Origin of the sequence: Amorphus orientalis (genome assembly GCF_030814015.1) — a bacterium.
In the GTDB taxonomy this organism is placed as follows: domain Bacteria; phylum Pseudomonadota; class Alphaproteobacteria; order Rhizobiales; family Amorphaceae; genus Amorphus; species Amorphus orientalis.
Window position 1 is genome coordinate 16411 of the sequence record NZ_JAUSUL010000004.1, and the last position, 16484, is coordinate 32894.

The 16484-nt window shown below is 67.5% G+C and carries 15 protein-coding genes; 7 read left to right on the forward strand and 8 right to left on the reverse strand.

From position 1 onward, the window contains the following. Positions 1-4 precede the first annotated feature (4 nt). The 3 genes from J2S73_RS17015 (at position 5) to J2S73_RS17025 (ending at position 4162) form a co-directional block, all read left to right on the forward strand. The gene (locus tag J2S73_RS17015; protein ID WP_306886842.1) at positions 5-406 is read left to right on the forward strand and encodes a sarcosine oxidase subunit delta; all 402 of its coding nucleotides are present in this window, start codon (positions 5-7) and stop codon (positions 404-406) included. Positions 407-492: 86 nt separating this feature from the next. After that, positions 493-3522 (forward strand): sarcosine oxidase subunit alpha family protein, encoded by a 3030-nt coding sequence (locus J2S73_RS17020; protein ID WP_370874460.1) that lies wholly within the window; start codon positions 493-495, stop codon positions 3520-3522. Beyond that, positions 3515-4162, forward strand: a complete 648-nt coding sequence (locus J2S73_RS17025; RefSeq protein ID WP_306886844.1) for a sarcosine oxidase subunit gamma — start codon at positions 3515-3517, stop codon at positions 4160-4162. Before J2S73_RS17020 ends, J2S73_RS17025 begins: the two co-directional genes overlap by 8 nt. Before the next feature lie 5 nt (positions 4163-4167). On the opposite strand, the gene J2S73_RS17030 is transcribed toward J2S73_RS17025, so the two are convergent. From J2S73_RS17030 to J2S73_RS17065, 8 genes are all read right to left on the reverse strand, one after another. After that, positions 4168-4452: a hypothetical protein gene (locus J2S73_RS17030; RefSeq protein WP_306886845.1), complete on the reverse strand. Its 285-nt coding sequence runs from the start codon at positions 4450-4452 to the stop codon at positions 4168-4170. A 173-nt stretch (positions 4453-4625) separates the two neighbouring features. Next, positions 4626-5528: a methylenetetrahydrofolate reductase gene (locus tag J2S73_RS17035; RefSeq protein ID WP_306886846.1), complete on the reverse strand. Its 903-nt coding sequence runs from the start codon at positions 5526-5528 to the stop codon at positions 4626-4628. A gap of 519 nt (positions 5529-6047) precedes the next feature. Then, the gene (locus J2S73_RS17040; RefSeq protein WP_306886847.1) at positions 6048-6740 is read right to left on the reverse strand and encodes an outer membrane protein; all 693 of its coding nucleotides are present in this window, start codon (positions 6738-6740) and stop codon (positions 6048-6050) included. Between the two features lie 265 nt (positions 6741-7005). Further along, positions 7006-7674, reverse strand: coding sequence for an outer membrane protein (locus J2S73_RS17045; protein WP_306886848.1), 669 nt, complete (start codon positions 7672-7674; stop codon positions 7006-7008). A 365-nt stretch (positions 7675-8039) separates the two neighbouring features. Beyond that, positions 8040-10340 carry a putative bifunctional diguanylate cyclase/phosphodiesterase gene (locus J2S73_RS17050; RefSeq protein ID WP_306886849.1) on the reverse strand — a complete coding sequence of 767 codons (2301 nt, stop codon included), beginning with the start codon at positions 10338-10340 and terminating at the stop codon, positions 8040-8042. Then, on the reverse strand, positions 10337-10687 hold the full coding sequence (locus J2S73_RS17055) for a hypothetical protein (RefSeq protein ID WP_306886850.1): 351 nt from the start codon (positions 10685-10687) through the stop codon (positions 10337-10339). Before J2S73_RS17055 ends, J2S73_RS17050 begins: the two co-directional genes overlap by 4 nt. Beyond that, entirely contained in the window at positions 10684-12153 is a 1470-nt protein-coding gene (locus J2S73_RS17060; RefSeq protein ID WP_306886851.1) for a DUF7125 family protein, read from the reverse strand. Before J2S73_RS17060 ends, J2S73_RS17055 begins: the two co-directional genes overlap by 4 nt. Positions 12154-12354: 201 nt before the next feature. Then, positions 12355-12732, reverse strand: a complete 378-nt coding sequence (locus tag J2S73_RS17065; RefSeq protein WP_306886852.1) for a rhodanese-like domain-containing protein — start codon at positions 12730-12732, stop codon at positions 12355-12357. A gap of 168 nt (positions 12733-12900) precedes the next feature. Between J2S73_RS17065 and J2S73_RS17070 the strand changes: the two genes are divergently transcribed. The 4 genes from J2S73_RS17070 (at position 12901) to J2S73_RS17085 (ending at position 16447) form a co-directional block, all read left to right on the forward strand. Continuing rightward, positions 12901-13827, forward strand: a complete 927-nt coding sequence (locus J2S73_RS17070; protein WP_306886854.1) for a hypothetical protein — start codon at positions 12901-12903, stop codon at positions 13825-13827. Between the two features lie 228 nt (positions 13828-14055). Further along, on the forward strand, positions 14056-14829 hold the full coding sequence (locus tag J2S73_RS17075) for an ABC transporter ATP-binding protein (RefSeq protein ID WP_306886855.1): 774 nt from the start codon (positions 14056-14058) through the stop codon (positions 14827-14829). Positions 14830-14842: 13 nt separating this feature from the next. Further along, positions 14843-15547 carry an ABC transporter ATP-binding protein gene (locus tag J2S73_RS17080; protein WP_306886856.1) on the forward strand — a complete coding sequence of 235 codons (705 nt, stop codon included), beginning with the start codon at positions 14843-14845 and terminating at the stop codon, positions 15545-15547. 36 nt (positions 15548-15583) lie between these two features. Beyond that, positions 15584-16447: a branched-chain amino acid ABC transporter permease gene (locus J2S73_RS17085; protein WP_306886857.1), complete on the forward strand. Its 864-nt coding sequence runs from the start codon at positions 15584-15586 to the stop codon at positions 16445-16447. Positions 16448-16484: the final 37 nt, after the last annotated feature.

Here is a 16484-nt window from a genome sequence, read left to right on the forward strand (position 1 = left end):
CGCCATGTTCGTCATCTCCTGCCCCTATTGCGGCGACCACGATCAGTCCGAGTTCGCCTATGGCGGCCAGGCCCACATCGCGCGTCCGGCCGACCCGGCCGCGCTGAGCGACGCCGAATGGGCCGAGTTCGTGTTCTTCCGCGACAATCCCAAGGGGCTCTTCGCCGAGCGCTGGAACCATGCGACGGGTTGCCGGCGCTGGTTCAACGTGCTCCGCTCGACGGCCTCCGACCGTATCTACGCCGTCTACGAGATGGGCGCGCCGCGTCCGGACGTGGAAGGCGACCGGCCTGCCACGCCATCGGGCGAAGTGGTCGGGTCCGGAAACGACGCCGTGAAACTGGTGCCGGCCGAGGGTGCCGGCATGGCCGAGGCCGCCGTCGACGGCGGCAGGGGAGCGCGCTGATGAGCACGACCGAAGGCACAGCCCCGGGCTCCGCACTGGACTTCCGCACCGACGCCGCCACCGGCGCCGCCTCCGACCGCACGGCGATGCGCGCGGCCGCCCGCCAGCCGTTCCGGCGTGACGAGGGCGGCCGGATCGACCGGTCCAAGCCGATCCACTTCACCTTCGACGGCAAGCCGGTGTCCGGCTACGCCGGCGACACGGTGGCCTCCGCGCTGATGGCGAACGGCATCCACATGATCGCCCGCGGCTTCAAGTATCATCGGCCGCGCGGGGTGATGACGGCGGGCGCGGACGATCCGGCCGGCCTCGTCCAGATCGGCAGCGATCCGGCGATCACCGATCCCAACACCCGCGCCACCGAGCAGGAGATCTATTCCGGCCTGGAGGTGAAGAGCCAGAACGCCTGGCCCTCGCTTTCCTTCGATGTCGGCGCGATCAATGACATCTTCCATCGCTTCTTGCCGTCGGGCTTCTACTACAAGACCTTCATGGGCCCGCCCGGCTCGTGGATGGGCTTCGAGAAGATCATCCGGGCGGCGGCCGGTCTCGGAAAGGCGCCGTCCGCGCCCGATCCGGATCGCTACGAACACATCAACCATCACTGCGAGGTGCTGGTGGTCGGTGGCGGCCCCGCCGGCCTCGCCGCGGCGCTTGCCGCGGCGCGCTCCGGTGCGCGGGTGGTGCTGGCCGAGGAGACCGCCGAACTGGGCGGCTGGCTGCTTTCGGCCGACCGGGACACGCTGATCGACGGCATGGCGCCGGCGGAATGGATCGCCGCGGTCGAAGCCGAGCTCAGGACCTATCCCGACGTCCGCGTCCTCACCCGCACCTGCGCCTTCGGCTACTACGCCGAGAACCAGGTGAACCTCTGGGAAAAGATCGCCGACCACCAGATGCCGGCCGACCGGGATCCGCGCCTGCCGCGCCAGCGCAACTGGCGGATCCGTGCGCGCGAGGTGGTGCTGGCGACCGGGTCCACCGAGCGGCCGCTGCTGTTTCCCGGCAACGACCGGCCCGGCATCGTGCTCGCTTCCGCCGCCCTCACCTTCGCCGAGCGGTACGGCGTCCTTGTCGGCAAGAAGATCGCGGTCGTGACCAACAACGACACCGGCTACGACGCCGCGTGCCGCCTGAAGCAGGCCGGCGCGGACATCGTCGCGGTGATCGATTCGCGCGCGGCCGCCGGCGTCGGTGTCGCCGAGCGGGCAAGCGCAGCCGGCATCCAGGTGCGCCGCGGCACTGCCGTGGTGGCGACGTCCGGACGCAAGCGGGTCTCCGGTATCACCGTCCAGGCACTCGCAGCCGACGGATCCCCCACCGGCTCCTCGGAAAAGCTCGCCTGCGACTCGCTGGCCATGGCCGGCGGCTTCTCGCCCAACGTCGCCCTGTTTTCCCAGTCCCGCGGCCAGCTCAGCTACGACGAGACGATCGGCGCGTTCGTGCCGGGCCGCTCCGTCCAGCGCGAGCGCTCGGCCGGCGCCTGCGCCGGACGCTTCGATCTGGCGGGCTGCCTGGAAACGGGATTCGCGGCCGGTGCGGCCGCCTCCACGGCCGCCGGGTTCGAAGCGGATGCGCCGTCCGTGCCGCAGGTCGCCGACGCGGCGCTTGCGCCCGGCGCGCTCGACCCGCGCGTCGTGCTCCCCCATGCCCGCGCCGGCCGCACCTTCGTCGACACCCAGAACGACACGACGGTGAAGGACCTGCGTCTCGCCGTGCAGGAAGGCTATTCCTCGGTCGAGCACGCCAAGCGCTACACCACCACCGGCATGGGCACCGACCAGGGCAAGACGGTCAACATCAACGCCTTCGCCATCCTGGCCGACAAGCAGGCGGCCAAACTGCCTGAAATCGGCACCACCACGTTCCGCCAGCCCTACAAGCCGGTGACGTTCGGCGTCATGGCCGGCGCCCATTCCGGCGGCCACTTCGCGCCGCGCCGAACCACCGCCATGCACGACTGGCACGTGGCCAACGGCGCGATGTTCGAGACGGTCGGCGACTGGCTGCGCGCGTGGATCTATCCGATGCCGGGCGAGACCCCGGAGGCAGCCCTCCAGCGCGAATGCCTCGCCGCACGCAACGCGATCGGCGTGCTCGACGCCTCCACGCTCGGCAAGATCGACATACGCGGCAAGGACGCCCGCACCCTGCTCAACCGGGTCTACACCAACGCCTGGTCGAAGCTCGAGCCCGGCCGCTGCCGCTACGGCCTCATGCTCAACGAGGACGGCATGGTGTTCGACGACGGCGTGACGTCCTGCATCGCCGACGATCATTTCCACATGACCACCACCACCGGCGGCGCCGCCCGGGTGATGGCGTGGCTGGAAGACTACCTCCAGACCGAGTGGACCGATCTCGACGTCCGGCTGACCAGCGTCACCGAACAGTGGGCCGTCGCTTCGCTGACCGGTCCGCGCACGCCGGAGCTGATGGCGGAGCTGCTGGACGACCTCGATCCGAACCCGGACACCTTCCCGTTCATGTCGTGGCAGAACGCCCACATCGACGGGGTTCCGGTCCGGGTGTTCCGGATCTCCTTCACCGGCGGCGTCTCCTACGAGATCAACGTCAACGCCAGCTACGGCCTGTGGCTGTGGCAGACGATCATGGAAAAGGGCCAGCGCTACGGCATCACGCCCTACGGCACGGAAGGCATGCATCTGCTGCGCGCCGAGGCGGGCTTCATCATCGCCGGCCAGGACACCGACGGCACCATGACGCCGATCGATCTCAGGATGGACAAGCTCATCTCGAGCAAGAAGGGGGACTTCATCGGCAAGCGCTCCCTCACCCGCTCCGATACGGCGCGCGAGGACCGGCGGCAGCTGGTCGGGCTCCTGACCCAGGATCCGCAGACGGTGCTCGCCGAAGGCGCCCACGTCATCGAAACCGCGTCCGAACCGGCGCCGCCGGTGCCGATGCTCGGCCATGTCACCTCGAGCTACTTCTCGCCCAATCTCGGCCGGTCGATCGCCTTCGCGGCGATCAAGGCCGGCGGCCGGCGCATGGGCGAGACCTTGTATGTCACCCGGCTCGACGGCGGCGCACCGATCGCCGCAACCGTGACCGAGCTCGATTTCCTCGCCCAGAAGGAGGCCGGGAATGTTTGATCCGCGACGCCGTTCACCGCTCGCCCACCGGGCGCCGATCCGCGCCGAGAACGGGGCGGTCAGCCTCGCCGAGTGGCCGTTCCTGACCAAGATCGGGCTGCGCTGCCAGCCCGGCCGTGACGCGGAGGCCGTCGCCTCCGCCACCGGTGTGGCGCTGCCCACCGCCGCCTGCTCCAGCGCGGTCACCGGCGAGCGGTCGCTGCTGTGGCTCGGGCCGGACGAGTGGCTGCTTCTCGCCCCTGACGGCGAAGGAACGGAGCTGGGGAAAGCGCTCGAAGGGGCGCTCGCCGGCCAGCCGCTCACCCAGACCGTGGACGTGTCGGACTACTACACGCTGATCACCCTGACGGGACCGCGCGGGCGGGACGTTCTATCCAAGTTGATCACCATCGACATGCATCCCCGCGCCTTCCAGGCCGGCCGCGTCGTCGGCACCCATGTCGGCACGAGCACGGCGGTCACGATCTGGCTGCGCGACGAAAGCGAGGCCGCGGGGCCGGTGTTCGACATCCTCGTCCGCGCGTCGCTTGCCGACTATCTGTGGTGCCTGCTCGCCGACGCCGGCCGCGAGTTCGGCTGCCCGGAACAGGAGCCGAAGGCCGGAGAATCGATGCGCGGGGCGCTTCCGAGCGCCGCCTGATCGGCCTAGCCCTTGGATCTGGTCAGGCGGCGGGAATTGCCCCGCACGCGCTTGGCGTAGGGAGCGGCCGCCTTTCCCGACAGCCGCTTCATGCCCGCTGCCGACAGGGTCGGCCGCCGTCCCAGCGTCATCCCCCACCAGGCCGCCGTGGCCTGGCGCGCGATTTCGGTCTGAACGGCGAGGCCCGCTTCGGCCGTCGCCATCAGCTTTTCTTGGATCATCCGGCCGAGTTCCGCCGAATCCTGCGGTTTGCCCGCCGCGAAGGCGAGCGCCATTGCGTGGGTGCGCATGGCGATGACGAACGGCGCCGCGCCTCGACCATGAGGCTGTAGGCGTCGCGGTCCGGTTTCGACATGAGACGGAGTTCCGATGCTGTGGCGCCCGTCGGCTCGCGGCGCGGGCCGCGCCGGCCGCCTCGACAACACCGTGCATCGGAAAAGGGTTCCGCAGGCCCGGTCTGAGCCTACTGCCCGGCTTCGGCCGCGACCGTGCCGTCCTCGACCGCGCCGAAAGTCCAGGTGCCCCGCGCCGTCAGCCACTCCGCCGTGCGGCGCAGCCCTCCGAAGGGATAGATGTGGGCCTGTGCGATCGCGGCACCGGGCTCGGCGGCGCAATGGGCGTCGATCGGGGCAAGCGTGGCTTCCGGACTGTAGCTCGTGGCCAGAACCGACAGGCTCATGCCGCGCTGCCGCAGCACCGACAGCGAGGCCCCGACGCCGCACATCCCGGCATATTTGACCAGGGTCGAAATCTTAGCCGGCCCGGCCACGCCGACATGGATCGGCAGCCGGTTGCCGGACCGCGCGATCCGCCGCGACCAGGCGATGACCCGGCGCGGATCAAAGCAGAACTGGGTGACGATCCGCATGTCCGTCCCGGAGCGGGCGGCAAACGCGTTCTTCCAGACGATGGCGCGCTCCAGCTCGTCCTCGGACGCGTGCGGATTGCCTTCCGGATGGCCGGCAACCGCGATCGTGGTGATGCCGTGATCGGCGAACATGCCCGACCCCAGCGCGTCCATCGTCGAGGCGAACGGGCCGGCCGGACGGTCCGCGTCGCCGGCGATCACCAGCGCCTCGCGCACGCCCGCATCCTGCGACAGCCGGGCAAGACGGGTGGCCATCGCGCCGCGGCTTTCGATGCGCCGGACGGGAATATGGGGAACGGCAACATAGCCCGCGGCCGTCACGCGGCGAGCCGCCTCCACCTGAGCGGCGAGCGGGACGTTGCCGGTATCCGGCAGATAGACGCGGGTCCCCTGCGGGAACAGGCTGCCCAGATCGGCCAGCTCCAGCACCTGCTTGGGCGCCGCCTCGATCGACGCGGCGACGGTGGCGGGCCGGATGGAGTTACGAAGGTCGACCATGATGCATCCCCGGCGATCACGAGCCCAGACAAGACCCGCAAGCCACTGCGGCGGGCAGACGAGCAACCGCGCCCGTCGTCCCGACACAAGCAGTTGGCGCTTGCGCGAACCGTGCAACCAGAGGCGGCACGCTGGGATCCATCATGCAGGGATTCGAACGCCTCGGCTGACGCTCCTGCGACGCCGGGATGGCGCATTCTGACGCTTTTGCGACACCGGTTGGGGGCGCAACCCATGTCGTCTCCGGATACGACGCGACCCGCACGGGCACGATTGCCCAAAGCGTTGAACCGAAGTCCCTTTCCCGGGCGGACAGGTCTCGACCCTGACCGCAGGAAGCGTTCGGAGAGGCGCGCCGCGCCTGGAGCCATTTCCGCTCGGACGGCACCATCCGAGCGACAAGAAAGGGCTCCAGATTCAACAGGCTGAGCAGTTCTCCCTCGTTCAGACCGATGCGGCCTGAACCGGGAATGCTCCAAAGGCGCGGCTGCCGTCTCGCCGGGGCCGGTCGACGCCCGGTCAGAAGTAGTAGCTGACGCCGCCGCGCACGACGTTGGTGCGGGCTTCGACCGCCAGGTCGCCCACCGTCGGACCGAGCGCGTAAAGCTCGTTGGCGTAGCTCGTGTAGAGATATTCCGCCCGAACGGTCAGATTCTGGGTGACCGCAGCCTCGACGCCGCCGCCCACGGTCCAGCCGGTGTGGGTGTTGGTGTCGGAATAGCCCGGCGTCGCGGCGCGGAACTTCGCCAGCGCAAGACCGCCGGTCGCATAGGCCTGGACGTCGGCCACGCCCGGCATGTTCACGAACTGGCCGAAAGCCAGGCCGAACCGGCCGCGTGCGGAGGCCGTCCAGTCCATCTGGGCGTTGACCGGGCTGGTCCCGTAGACGCGGGTCTCGTCATAGGTCGAGCCGTCGAAATCGCCCTCGATGCCGACGATGAACATCGGCGCCAGCTCGGCCGACACGCCGACATGGGCACCGCCGATGAAGGCGTTCTCGTAGATCGACTTCTGGCCGACGATGCCGGGATCCACCGAGCCGGCAACGACACCGGCGTGTCCGCCGGCATAGAAACCGCTCCAGTTGAACCGGGCCGGTTCCGGCAGCGGCACCGGCTCTTCGAACACGATGTCGGGAAGGTCGGCGGCGAAAGCGGGAGTGGTCAGCATCGCGGCGAGGACCGCTGCCGACGCAAGGCGTGAAGGACTCATACTGATACACCCTTGATCGTAGTTGCTCCCCTCCCGGCGAGAGACCCCGAAAACCAAGAAAACCACTTGATATCCGACTCGATACTCACCGCGAGGCCAAGGATGTTTTCCCATAAAGTCTTAAAGAATACGTTTAACGCTTGTTTACCTTAACGCAATTAACCTTAACGGGCGTAAACCATAAATATGGCAAAGAAAAAGGCGCCCGAGGGCGCCTTTTTCAAGTCTCGACCGGTCGGAAATTCCGACCGGAATGAGCGTCCGATCAGAACTTGTAGGAAATACCGGCGCGGACGACGTTGGAGGACACGTCGATGTTGCTGGTCGTTCCGCCGAAGTTGTAGTCCTGGCTGCCGTAGTCGGCATAGAGGTACTCGACGCGGGCGGTCACGTTCGGGGTGATCATGCCTTCGAGACCGGCACCGACGGTCCAGCCGGTGTGGGTGTTGGACTCCGAGAAGCCGGCGTTGCTCACGTCGACGTCGGCGAACGCCACACCACCCGTGCCGTAGGCCAGGAAGCGGTCGAACGCGAAACCGGCACGACCGCGGATGCTCGACGTCCAGTTGATGTTCGCGTTGCCGGTCGTGGAGCCCGGGGTGAACGTGCCGTCCTTGTCGAACGAGGTTCCGTCGACGTCACCTTCGATACCGACCAGGAACTGCGGCGTCACCATGTAGTTGGCGCCGGCGTGGAAACCGCCGGTGAAGGCGCTGCCGTCGGCACCGCTGACACCGCTGAAGTCGGGATCGAAATCGCCACCGAGCCAGCCGGCGTGGAGACCGAGATAGATGCCGGTCCAGTCGTAGATCTGGACGGGCGCGGCCTGAACGGGCGCGCTGTAGGTTTCCTGGGGAAGATCGGCTGCCAGGGCCGGTGCGGCTGCCAGGCAGAGACCGGCACCCGCGATCGCAAATCGACGCATAACCATCATGTTCGTCACCTTACTAATACAGGAACGGGGCGCGTTGATGCCAAACCCCGGCCGGACCCTTTCTCAAAACGGGCTGTCGGCTTGCGTGCTAACTCAACGCCGCATTCGGGCATTCGTTTCGCAATCTGGTGACGATTTCGCGGCGGAGAAGAAGCGGGGGTGAGGCAGAGTCAACAAAGGGTTAGCAATCCGACCCGGCCGGACCGGTCCGCCGGTCCGTCGACGTCGGCGCAAGGCCGGCACCGGGGAAGATTCGGCAACGACAAGCAGCGCTTCACAGCCGATCCGCCTCGATGTCACGGTCCGCCCGCGAGGAAACGGAATTTCGTCCGATGAACAGAGCGGGCCCTATTCGGCCCCGATGCTCAGTTCGACCCACATGCGCTCCAGGAGACCTGCTCCGCGTTGCACAGCTGAAGGAACTCTTCCTGTGGCAGCGGGCGGGAAAACAGAAAACCCTGGCCGAGGGGGCAGCCCATGTCCCGCAGAATCTCCACCTGCTCTTCCGTCTCGACGCCTTCGGCCACGACGGCGCAGCCGAGTTCTCCGGCAAGGTCGATGCACAGTTGCACGATCTTGGCGCTGTAGCGCTCGGAGCCGAGTTTCTGCACGAAGCTCTTGTCGATCTTCAGTTCGTGAACCGAATAGTTGTGCAGATAGCTGAGCGAGGAGTAGCCGGTGCCGAAATCGTCGATCGCGATGCGGAAGCCGGCATTGCGGATCTCGTCGAGCTGCCGGACCAGCTTGGCCTCGTCGGTAAGCACCGATTCGGTCAGTTCGACCAGGAGCTGGGACGGGCTGATGCCGTTGCGGTCCACGGCGGCCAGGAGCTGGCTCAGCACCGGCGTCGTCGCGAACTGGGCGCCCGACACGTTCACCGCCACCGGGATCGCCCGGCCGGTCTCCCGGGCGAGCTGCGCGGCGAACCGGGCAGTCGTTTCGATGCCCCACTCCCCCAACGCCCCGATCAGCCCCGATTCCTCGGCCAGCGGAATGAACACGGCCGGCGACTGGGGGCCGTAGGTCGGATGCGTCCAGCGGATCAGCGCCTCCACCTGAACGATCCGCCGGGTGTTGAGATCGACGAGCGGCTGAAAGGCGAAACTGAGTTCGTCGCGGGCGATCGCCTCGCGCATCCCCGCGACGAGACGCGCCCTCTGGTGGGTCGCCTGGGCGATCGCCGGCTCGAACCGGCAGACCGTTCCGCCATTGCTCCGGCGCGCCTCGGCCAGCGCGATCTCCGCGTTGCGCAGGAGAGTGGGCCCTTCCACGCCATGGACCGTCGAGGCCCAACCGATGGAGAAGGGTAGCGTCATCTGCCCGCCGGCCACGGAATAGGGTTCGCCCATCAGCGCCTTGAGCTGCGAGACTCCGCGCTCGCAGTCCGCGAGTGTCGGCGCGGCGAACGCCATCGCGAACTCGTTGCCGCCGGTACGGGCCGCAAATCCCGGGGGGTTCTCGCAGGAGTCCAGCCTGCGGGCGATCGCCATCAGCACATGATCGCCGACGTCCATGCCGTAGCTCTCGTTGAAGGCGCCCATGCCGCGCACGTTCAAAAGCGCGACGGCCACCACCTGCTCGCCCCGCTCCTGGACCAGCGGATCCAGCACGCGCTCGAAGCCGAGCCGATTGCGGATGCCCGTCAGTCCATCGTGACCGGCGGCCTCGCGCATGCGTTCGAGGCGCTCCACGGCCTCCGTGATGTCGTGCATGGTTCCGGCATAGTGCGTGACGCGCCCGGTCTCGCTGAAGATCGGCGAGAGGGAAACGTCGTTCCAGAACATCTCGCCGGACTTGCGATAGTTGCGGAGCGTCACGCTGACCGGACGGCCGGCCGCGACCGCTTCGCGGAGCTGATCGACCTCCGACTGGTCCACATCGTCCGCCTGAAGAAAACGGCAGTTCTGTCCGAGCACCTCCGACAGCGTATAGCCGGTCAGACGCAGAAAGCCGCCGTTGGCGTAGGCGATCGGCTGATCGTCGCCGAGCATGTCCACGATCACGACGCCCTCGCGCACGGAGTTGAGCGCCTGGTCGCGCAGGCTCAGGCGGAACCCGGCGCCCTCTCCGTCACCGGGCAAGGCAGTTCCGAAAGCCCGGCTCGTGATATCGGTATGGAGGCCGTGAATGAAACGCGCGCGGCCCGCCTCGTCCCGCTCGACGAAGCCGCGACATTCCACGAGCAGAGGCTCGTCGCCGTCGCTCCTGAGACGGTAGATATTCCGGCAATAGAGCTCGCCGCTGCCGCTCATGGCCCGGACCGCCGCCCGGACCCGGGGCAGGTCGTCGGGGTGAACCATCTCCGAAATCCCGAGCCAGCGCGCGGCGCCGCCGGGATGCGAACGCCCCGCCACCAGGTCGCGTTCGAAGTCTTCGACGTCGACGGTCTCGCGAGCGGTGTCGAGCGTCCACGACCAGACCCGCACCGCATCGCTTTTGGCCACCAGGTTCGTGCTGGCGCCGGACGCACCGGCGCGTCCCGCGACGAGAAACAGCGCGCCCGCCAGAAACACGTCGCAGACAAGGCAGAGCCCCAGCGCCAGACGCGCGGCCGACAGATCGTCAGCCGTCCCCGAAAGCGCCCAGACGAGACCGCCGGCTATGTTGAGTGCCACGAGGCTCGTGGCGATAAGGACGACCGCCTGCGCCCGGCCTGCCCTCCTCATCGCAATCGGTCCAGGCCATCGGCGTTCTCGCCCGATGCCACGTGGCCCGCCCCCTCCAGGAAACTCGTAAGGAAGGACCGCAGCGCGTCCCGGTCGACGAGATCCCCGATCAGCCAGAGCCTTCGGTCGCCGTCTGCAGCCAGCAGCGACGGCGTCGCGATCGCGCCGGCCGCCACCGCGGTCTTGGCGTCTTCGAACACGTCGACCACCCGCGTTTCGATCGCGATGTTCTGCTCCTGAAGCGTCTCGGCGAGCACCTCCCGCGCCCGGAGGCTGGTCGGATGACTGCCGGCCACGAACAGATAGAGGACGGCCGGGCTCTCGGCGGCAGGAGGGTTGATGCTCATGACGGACGCTCCGACCCGGGGACGGGACCAGCCGGGGCGCCCTCGTGGACCAGACCCTCGGGAAGATCGGCCAGGGACAGGCCGCCGTCCGAAAGGACGAGTTCCCTGAGCTGATGCGAGTGAGCCGTGCCACGGGATTTCACCACCCGCAGCGTACGTACGTTCCTGCTGCCATGGCGCGCGTAGCCGAGTTCAAGCCAGGTGTCGGCCATCGTCGATATGCCGCTGATCGTCTGACCGGCCTGAGGGGACGAGGGTTCGATCAGCGAGGTTGTCAGAAGCGTCGCACCCGTCGACCGGATCAGATTGAACAGCTGCTCGATGATGCGTTCGGCTTCCGGGTCGTCGCGGCGCTTGTTGAGCGCGGAGATCGGATCGATGACGATCCGATCCGGATTGATCCGCTCCAGCGCGTCGAGCACCGCCAGATAGGTTTCCTCCGGCTCGGTCAGCCGGGAGAAGAGGCTCAGCCCCCCGAATGCCGGATCTTCGGCATAGGGGCCGAAATCCATGCCGACGGAGCGGACGTTGTCGAGGGTCTGCTCCACGGTCTCCTCGAAGGAGATCAGAAGTCCGGCCTCCCCCCGACGGAGCCCGTCGAGGAGAAAGGAGGCACCCAGCGTCGTCTTCGCCGTGCCCGGCGCTCCGGACACAAGAATGGTCGTTCCGCGCCGGAACCCGTTTCCGAGCATTGCATCGAGATCTGCCACTCCCGACGACAGCCGCGCGTCGCCGCCGCGGGTGTCGGGCAGCGCCGGAAGCCGAGGGACGACCCCGATCCCACGGGGACCGATCACGAACGGGTGGCGCCCCGCCTTGGCGTTCGCGCCCCGGTATTTCGTGATACAAACCACCCGCCGCGATCCGGTCGGCCCGTGTCCCGCCTGAAGGTGAATGACGCACTGGGCCGCATACTGCATGAATTCGATGCGCCGCATGCCGGAGGCCGACGACGCCTTGGCGGTCACGAGACTGACCAGATGGCGCTCTTCCAGCCAGTCGAGGACATGCAGCATCTGGGCCTTGCGCTCGACGCCCGACGGCAGAAGTTCGAGAATCTGATCGATGCCGTCCAGCACGACGACGCTGATTGCGTGCTCTTCGATATGGGCCCCGATCATGGCCAGGAGCCCGTCGAGGCTGAATCCGCCCGTGGCCACGGCGCGGGTCGCCTGTCTCGTGTTCAGAAAATGGATCCCGGCGGCCGCAAAATCATCGGGAGCCCAGTCGAAGGACTGCAGGGTCTGGACGATGGACGGCGGCGTTTCCTCGAAGGCCACGAACAGGACATGCTCGTCCTGCAGGGCCCGGTGAACCGCGATCTGGCTGGCGAGGACGGTTTTCCCCGCGCCGGGACCGCCGACGAGCACCGTCGTACCGCCCCGCGGCAGACCGCCGGCGAGAACGGCGTCCAGCCCGGCGATCCCGGTGGAGAGCTTGTCCGCTGCGTGCTGCACGGTCGACATGGATTCCCTGTGGCAGACGCGATGCCAACACTCCGTTAATCGGAGCAACAAGAGACCTGGTCGGCACGTCGCTTTCAGGAGATTGGAAAACCCTCCGTCGCAAAGTCAATTGCGTATGATTACGCGACGGCGCCCGGCGGCGCACCCTTGAAAATTCAGAAAACGGGGCCCGGCCGCGTCGGCGCGGCCGGGCTTCCCCGATCAGGGTTTGGAGACGGTGGAGCCGGTCGCGGGATCGGTCGCGAGATAGGGCAGACCGGCACTCTTCCACGCCCCGAAGCCGCCTTCCATGTGGGCGAGCTGCGTGATGCCGGCGGCCGCGCAGGCTTCGGCGACCCGCTTGGAGCGCACGCCGGACCCGCAGTGGAACACGATGGCCTTCTCGGACTGCCCCGGCAGCTTCGACGCATCGAACGAGGACAGCGGGAACAGCATCGCGCCCTTGATGTGCTCGAACGCGAACTCCGCCGGCGTGCGCACGTCGATGACGACCACTTCGTTGCGGTCGAACTTCTCCTTCACCTCCTGCGGGGTCAGCACCTCAAGCGTCGCACCGGCAATCGATTCGGTCTTGCTCATGGTCATCCTTCAGGTTTGCAGGCGCCCGCGGGCGCGTTTCAGACGGCCCCCAACATATGTGAGGAATCTCTAATATTAACCCCCCGCAGGATGTCAGTGACGCGACGTCCCGACCCTGAGATAATGTCGCGCCCCGCCCTTTTCTAAGCCTCTTCCGGACGGACTTCGATGCCATCATGCCCATCGCTCCGGCGGAAGTGCCAGACCGGCAGCCGCGCACGCAACCTCGCTGCCGCAGCAGCCGCAGCCGCGCTGCTGGCGCTCGCCGGCTGCGTGGCGACGCCCGGCGGCCCGGCCGCAACCGCGTGCCTCGCGCCCGGAGAGGTCACCGACCGGGACGGCGACTTCTCCCGTCACCCGGAGCTGTTCGGTCCGGATCGCTGCGTCAGCCAGCAGACCTTCGAGGAGAACGGACGCGCCTGGACGATCCAGACGGTGCGCAACGTCACCCGGCGTGGACCGCTGTGGGTGCTGCCCCACGACGACGAGCAGGCCGCCGTCGCCACCGCCGCCTATGCGCTGGATCGCTACGGCGGCACGGCAGTCCTGGTCGAGACCGGCGGCCGCCGCGCCAATGCCGGCGTCGACCCCAACCGCAACTTCGGCAGCGGCCGCGCCCGCTGCACGAAAGCCTCCTCGCCCCGCTTCGTGAACGCGATCCTTGCGGAGCGGTCCTGGGGGATGCCGGTGATCGCGCTCCACACCAACGCCCCGGGCATCGCCGGCCGGGGCGGTTCCGGGTCCGTCTCGATCCTGGCCCCGGGCCCGGGAGACCAGGCTTTTCGTAGCGCCTCCGCGTCCGGCGGTCTGGCGAGCCCGGATTCGCTGGTGATCACGGCCGTGACGGGCGCCCTTGAGACGAACCGCCGGGTGCAGGACCTGGTGCAACGGCTCACCGAGGCCGGCCTCAACGTGCTGGTGGAGACGACGTCCGCGGGCCGATCCGACTGCTCGCTGTCCCACTACGCGGCGCTTGCCGGCATCTCTCCCTATCTCAACCTCGAAGTCCGCGACGGCGACGATGCCACCCAGAAGCGGATGCTCGACATCGTGATGACCATTCTCGGATACCGCCCGGCAAGCGGTGCGTCCTGACGAATTCTGTTCGCCTGCTTTCCTGCCTCGGGAAGAATCTTCTCAATACGCGTCAAAACCGCGATCACAGGCCTCGCAGCGCTTGTCATTGCCGATCAAATTGAGTAACCCGCGCCGATCGTTCGAGGTGCATCCGGTGCGGCAACCCGTTTTCGAACAAGCCCGGCTGGACACCGCACCACAACTCCGACACCCTCTCAACGGCCCGCTCTCAACGAGGTGAACCGCGTGATCCGTATCGAGGACGTCTCGCTTTCCTTTGGCGGCATACGCGCGGTGGATGGCTGCTCGTTCGAGGTCGCGGAAGGGTCGATCACCGGTCTGATAGGTCCGAACGGCGCCGGAAAGTCCACCCTCTTCAACATCGTCGCCGGTCTTCTGAAGCCGGATGCGGGCCGCATCGTTTTCGACGGCGAGGACATCACCGGCCTCCCGCCGCACACCCTGTTTCACCGCGGACTGGTGCGGACTTTCCAGATTCCACACGAATTCTACCGCATGACGGTGCGCGAGAACCTGATGCTGGTTCCCCCCGAGCAGGCCGGCGAGAACCTGTTCGCTTCCTGGTTCAGCTGGGGCCGCGTCAAGCGGCAGGACGCCGACGTCCTCGACAAGGTCGACGAGGTCCTCGCCTTCCTGAACCTCACCCACGTGGCCGACGAACTGGCCGGCAACCTCTCCGGCGGCCAGAAGAAGCTCCTCGATCTCGGCCGCACGATGATGACCGACGCCCGGATGGTCCTCCTCGACGAGCCCGGCGCCGGCGTGAACCGCACACTGCTCGGCGCGATCACCACGGCCATCCGGCGCCTCAACGAGGAGCGCGGCTACACGTTCTGCCTGATCGAGCACGACATGGACGTGATCGCCGAGCTCTGCGACCCGGTGATCGTGATGGCGCAGGGCACCGTCCTGACCCAGGGGCCGATGAGCGAGGTCCGCTCGAACCCGGACGTGCGCGAAGCCTATCTGGGCCACGCCGAAACCGAAGACGCCGGCTGAGGGAGATCGGGGCGTGGCACTCCTGGAAGCAACCGACGTAACCGGCGGCTATGGCGGCGCGGACATCCTGTCCGGCCTGAACCTCAGCCTGACCGAGAAGGAAATCGTCGTGATCGTCGGCCCGAACGGGGCCGGCAAGTCCACCTTCATGAAGGCCGTGTTCGGTCTTGTGACCATCCGGGCCGGGTCCATCGTGTTCGCCGGCACCGACATCACCAACAAGAAGCCGGAAGACATCGTCAGCCGCGGCATCTGCTACGTGCCCCAGGAGCGCAACGTCTTTCCGTCCATGACCGTCCAGGAAAACCTGGAGATGGGCGCCTTCATCCGCACCGACGACTGGCGGCCGCAGATGGAGACGATCTACGAGCTGTTTCCCCGGCTCGCCGAACGCAAGCGCCAGCCGGTCGGGCAGATGTCCGGCGGCGAGCGGCAGATGGTGGCCATGGGCCGCGCGCTGATGCTGGAGCCGAAGCTGCTGCTCCTCGACGAGCCCACCGCCGGGCTGTCGCCCAAGTTCATCGACGAGACCTTCCGTCAGGTGAAGCGGGTCAACGACTTCGGGGTCGGCATTCTCATGGTCGAACAGAACGCCAAGCAGGCGCTCGCCATCGCCGACCGCGGCTACGTGTTCGCCAGCGGCCAGAACCGGTTCGAGGACACGGGCCAGGGCCTCCTCAACAATAAAGAGATCGCGGAGATGTTCCTTGGTGGGTGAGCGCGCGACGTTGATGACCATCGGGAGGTTCCGCCCGTGACCGACCTTCTGCAGCTCGTCGTCTACGGCATCGTCACCGGCTCGATCCTCGCGCTCGGCGCGATCGGCGTGTCTCTCGTCTTCTCCATTCTCCGCTTCGCCCACTTCGCCCACGGCGACCTGATGACCATCGGCGCCTATGGCGGGCTGATCGGGGTGGCGCTGGCCGGCGTGTCGCCGATCGTCGCCCTTCCCATCGCGATCGCGCTGGCCGTCGCGGTGGCGCTCGCAGCCGAGTTCATCCTCTACCGGCCGCTGCGTTCCAGCCACCCGATCATTCTTCTGATCTCCTCGTTCGGTCTCGCGCTGATCCTCAGAAGCGCGGTGCAGCTCGTCGCCGGCCCCTCCCCGATGGTCTACCGCTCCGGCATCCAGATGCCGATGCGCTTCGGCGACATCATCATCCGGCCCGACCATTTCTGGATCATCGGCGGTACGCTGGTCATCATCCTGGCGCTGCACCTGTTCCTGTCGCGCTCGAAGTTCGGCAAGGCCATGCGGGCCATGTCCGACAACATGGACCTCGCCCGGATCTCCGGCATTCCGGCCTACAAGATGATCCTGCTGACCTGGGTCATCGCCGCCTCGCTCGCCGCCGTCGCCGGCGTCTTCCTGGGCATGGACACGCGGCTGCATCCGGTCATGGGCTGGCGCCTGCTGCTGCCGGTGTTCGCCGCCGCGATCCTCGGCGGCATCGGACGGCCCTACGGCGCGATCGCCGGCGGCTTCATCATCGGCATCTCGATGGAGGTCTCCACGATGTTCATCGACCCCGGCTACAAGCACGCCGTGGCCTTCGCCCTCCTGGTGCTGATGCTGATCGTCCGCCCGACCGGCATCTTCAAGGGGAAATCGCTATGAGCGCCGGGGCGACCGACACCGCATCTTCCTGGGGAGG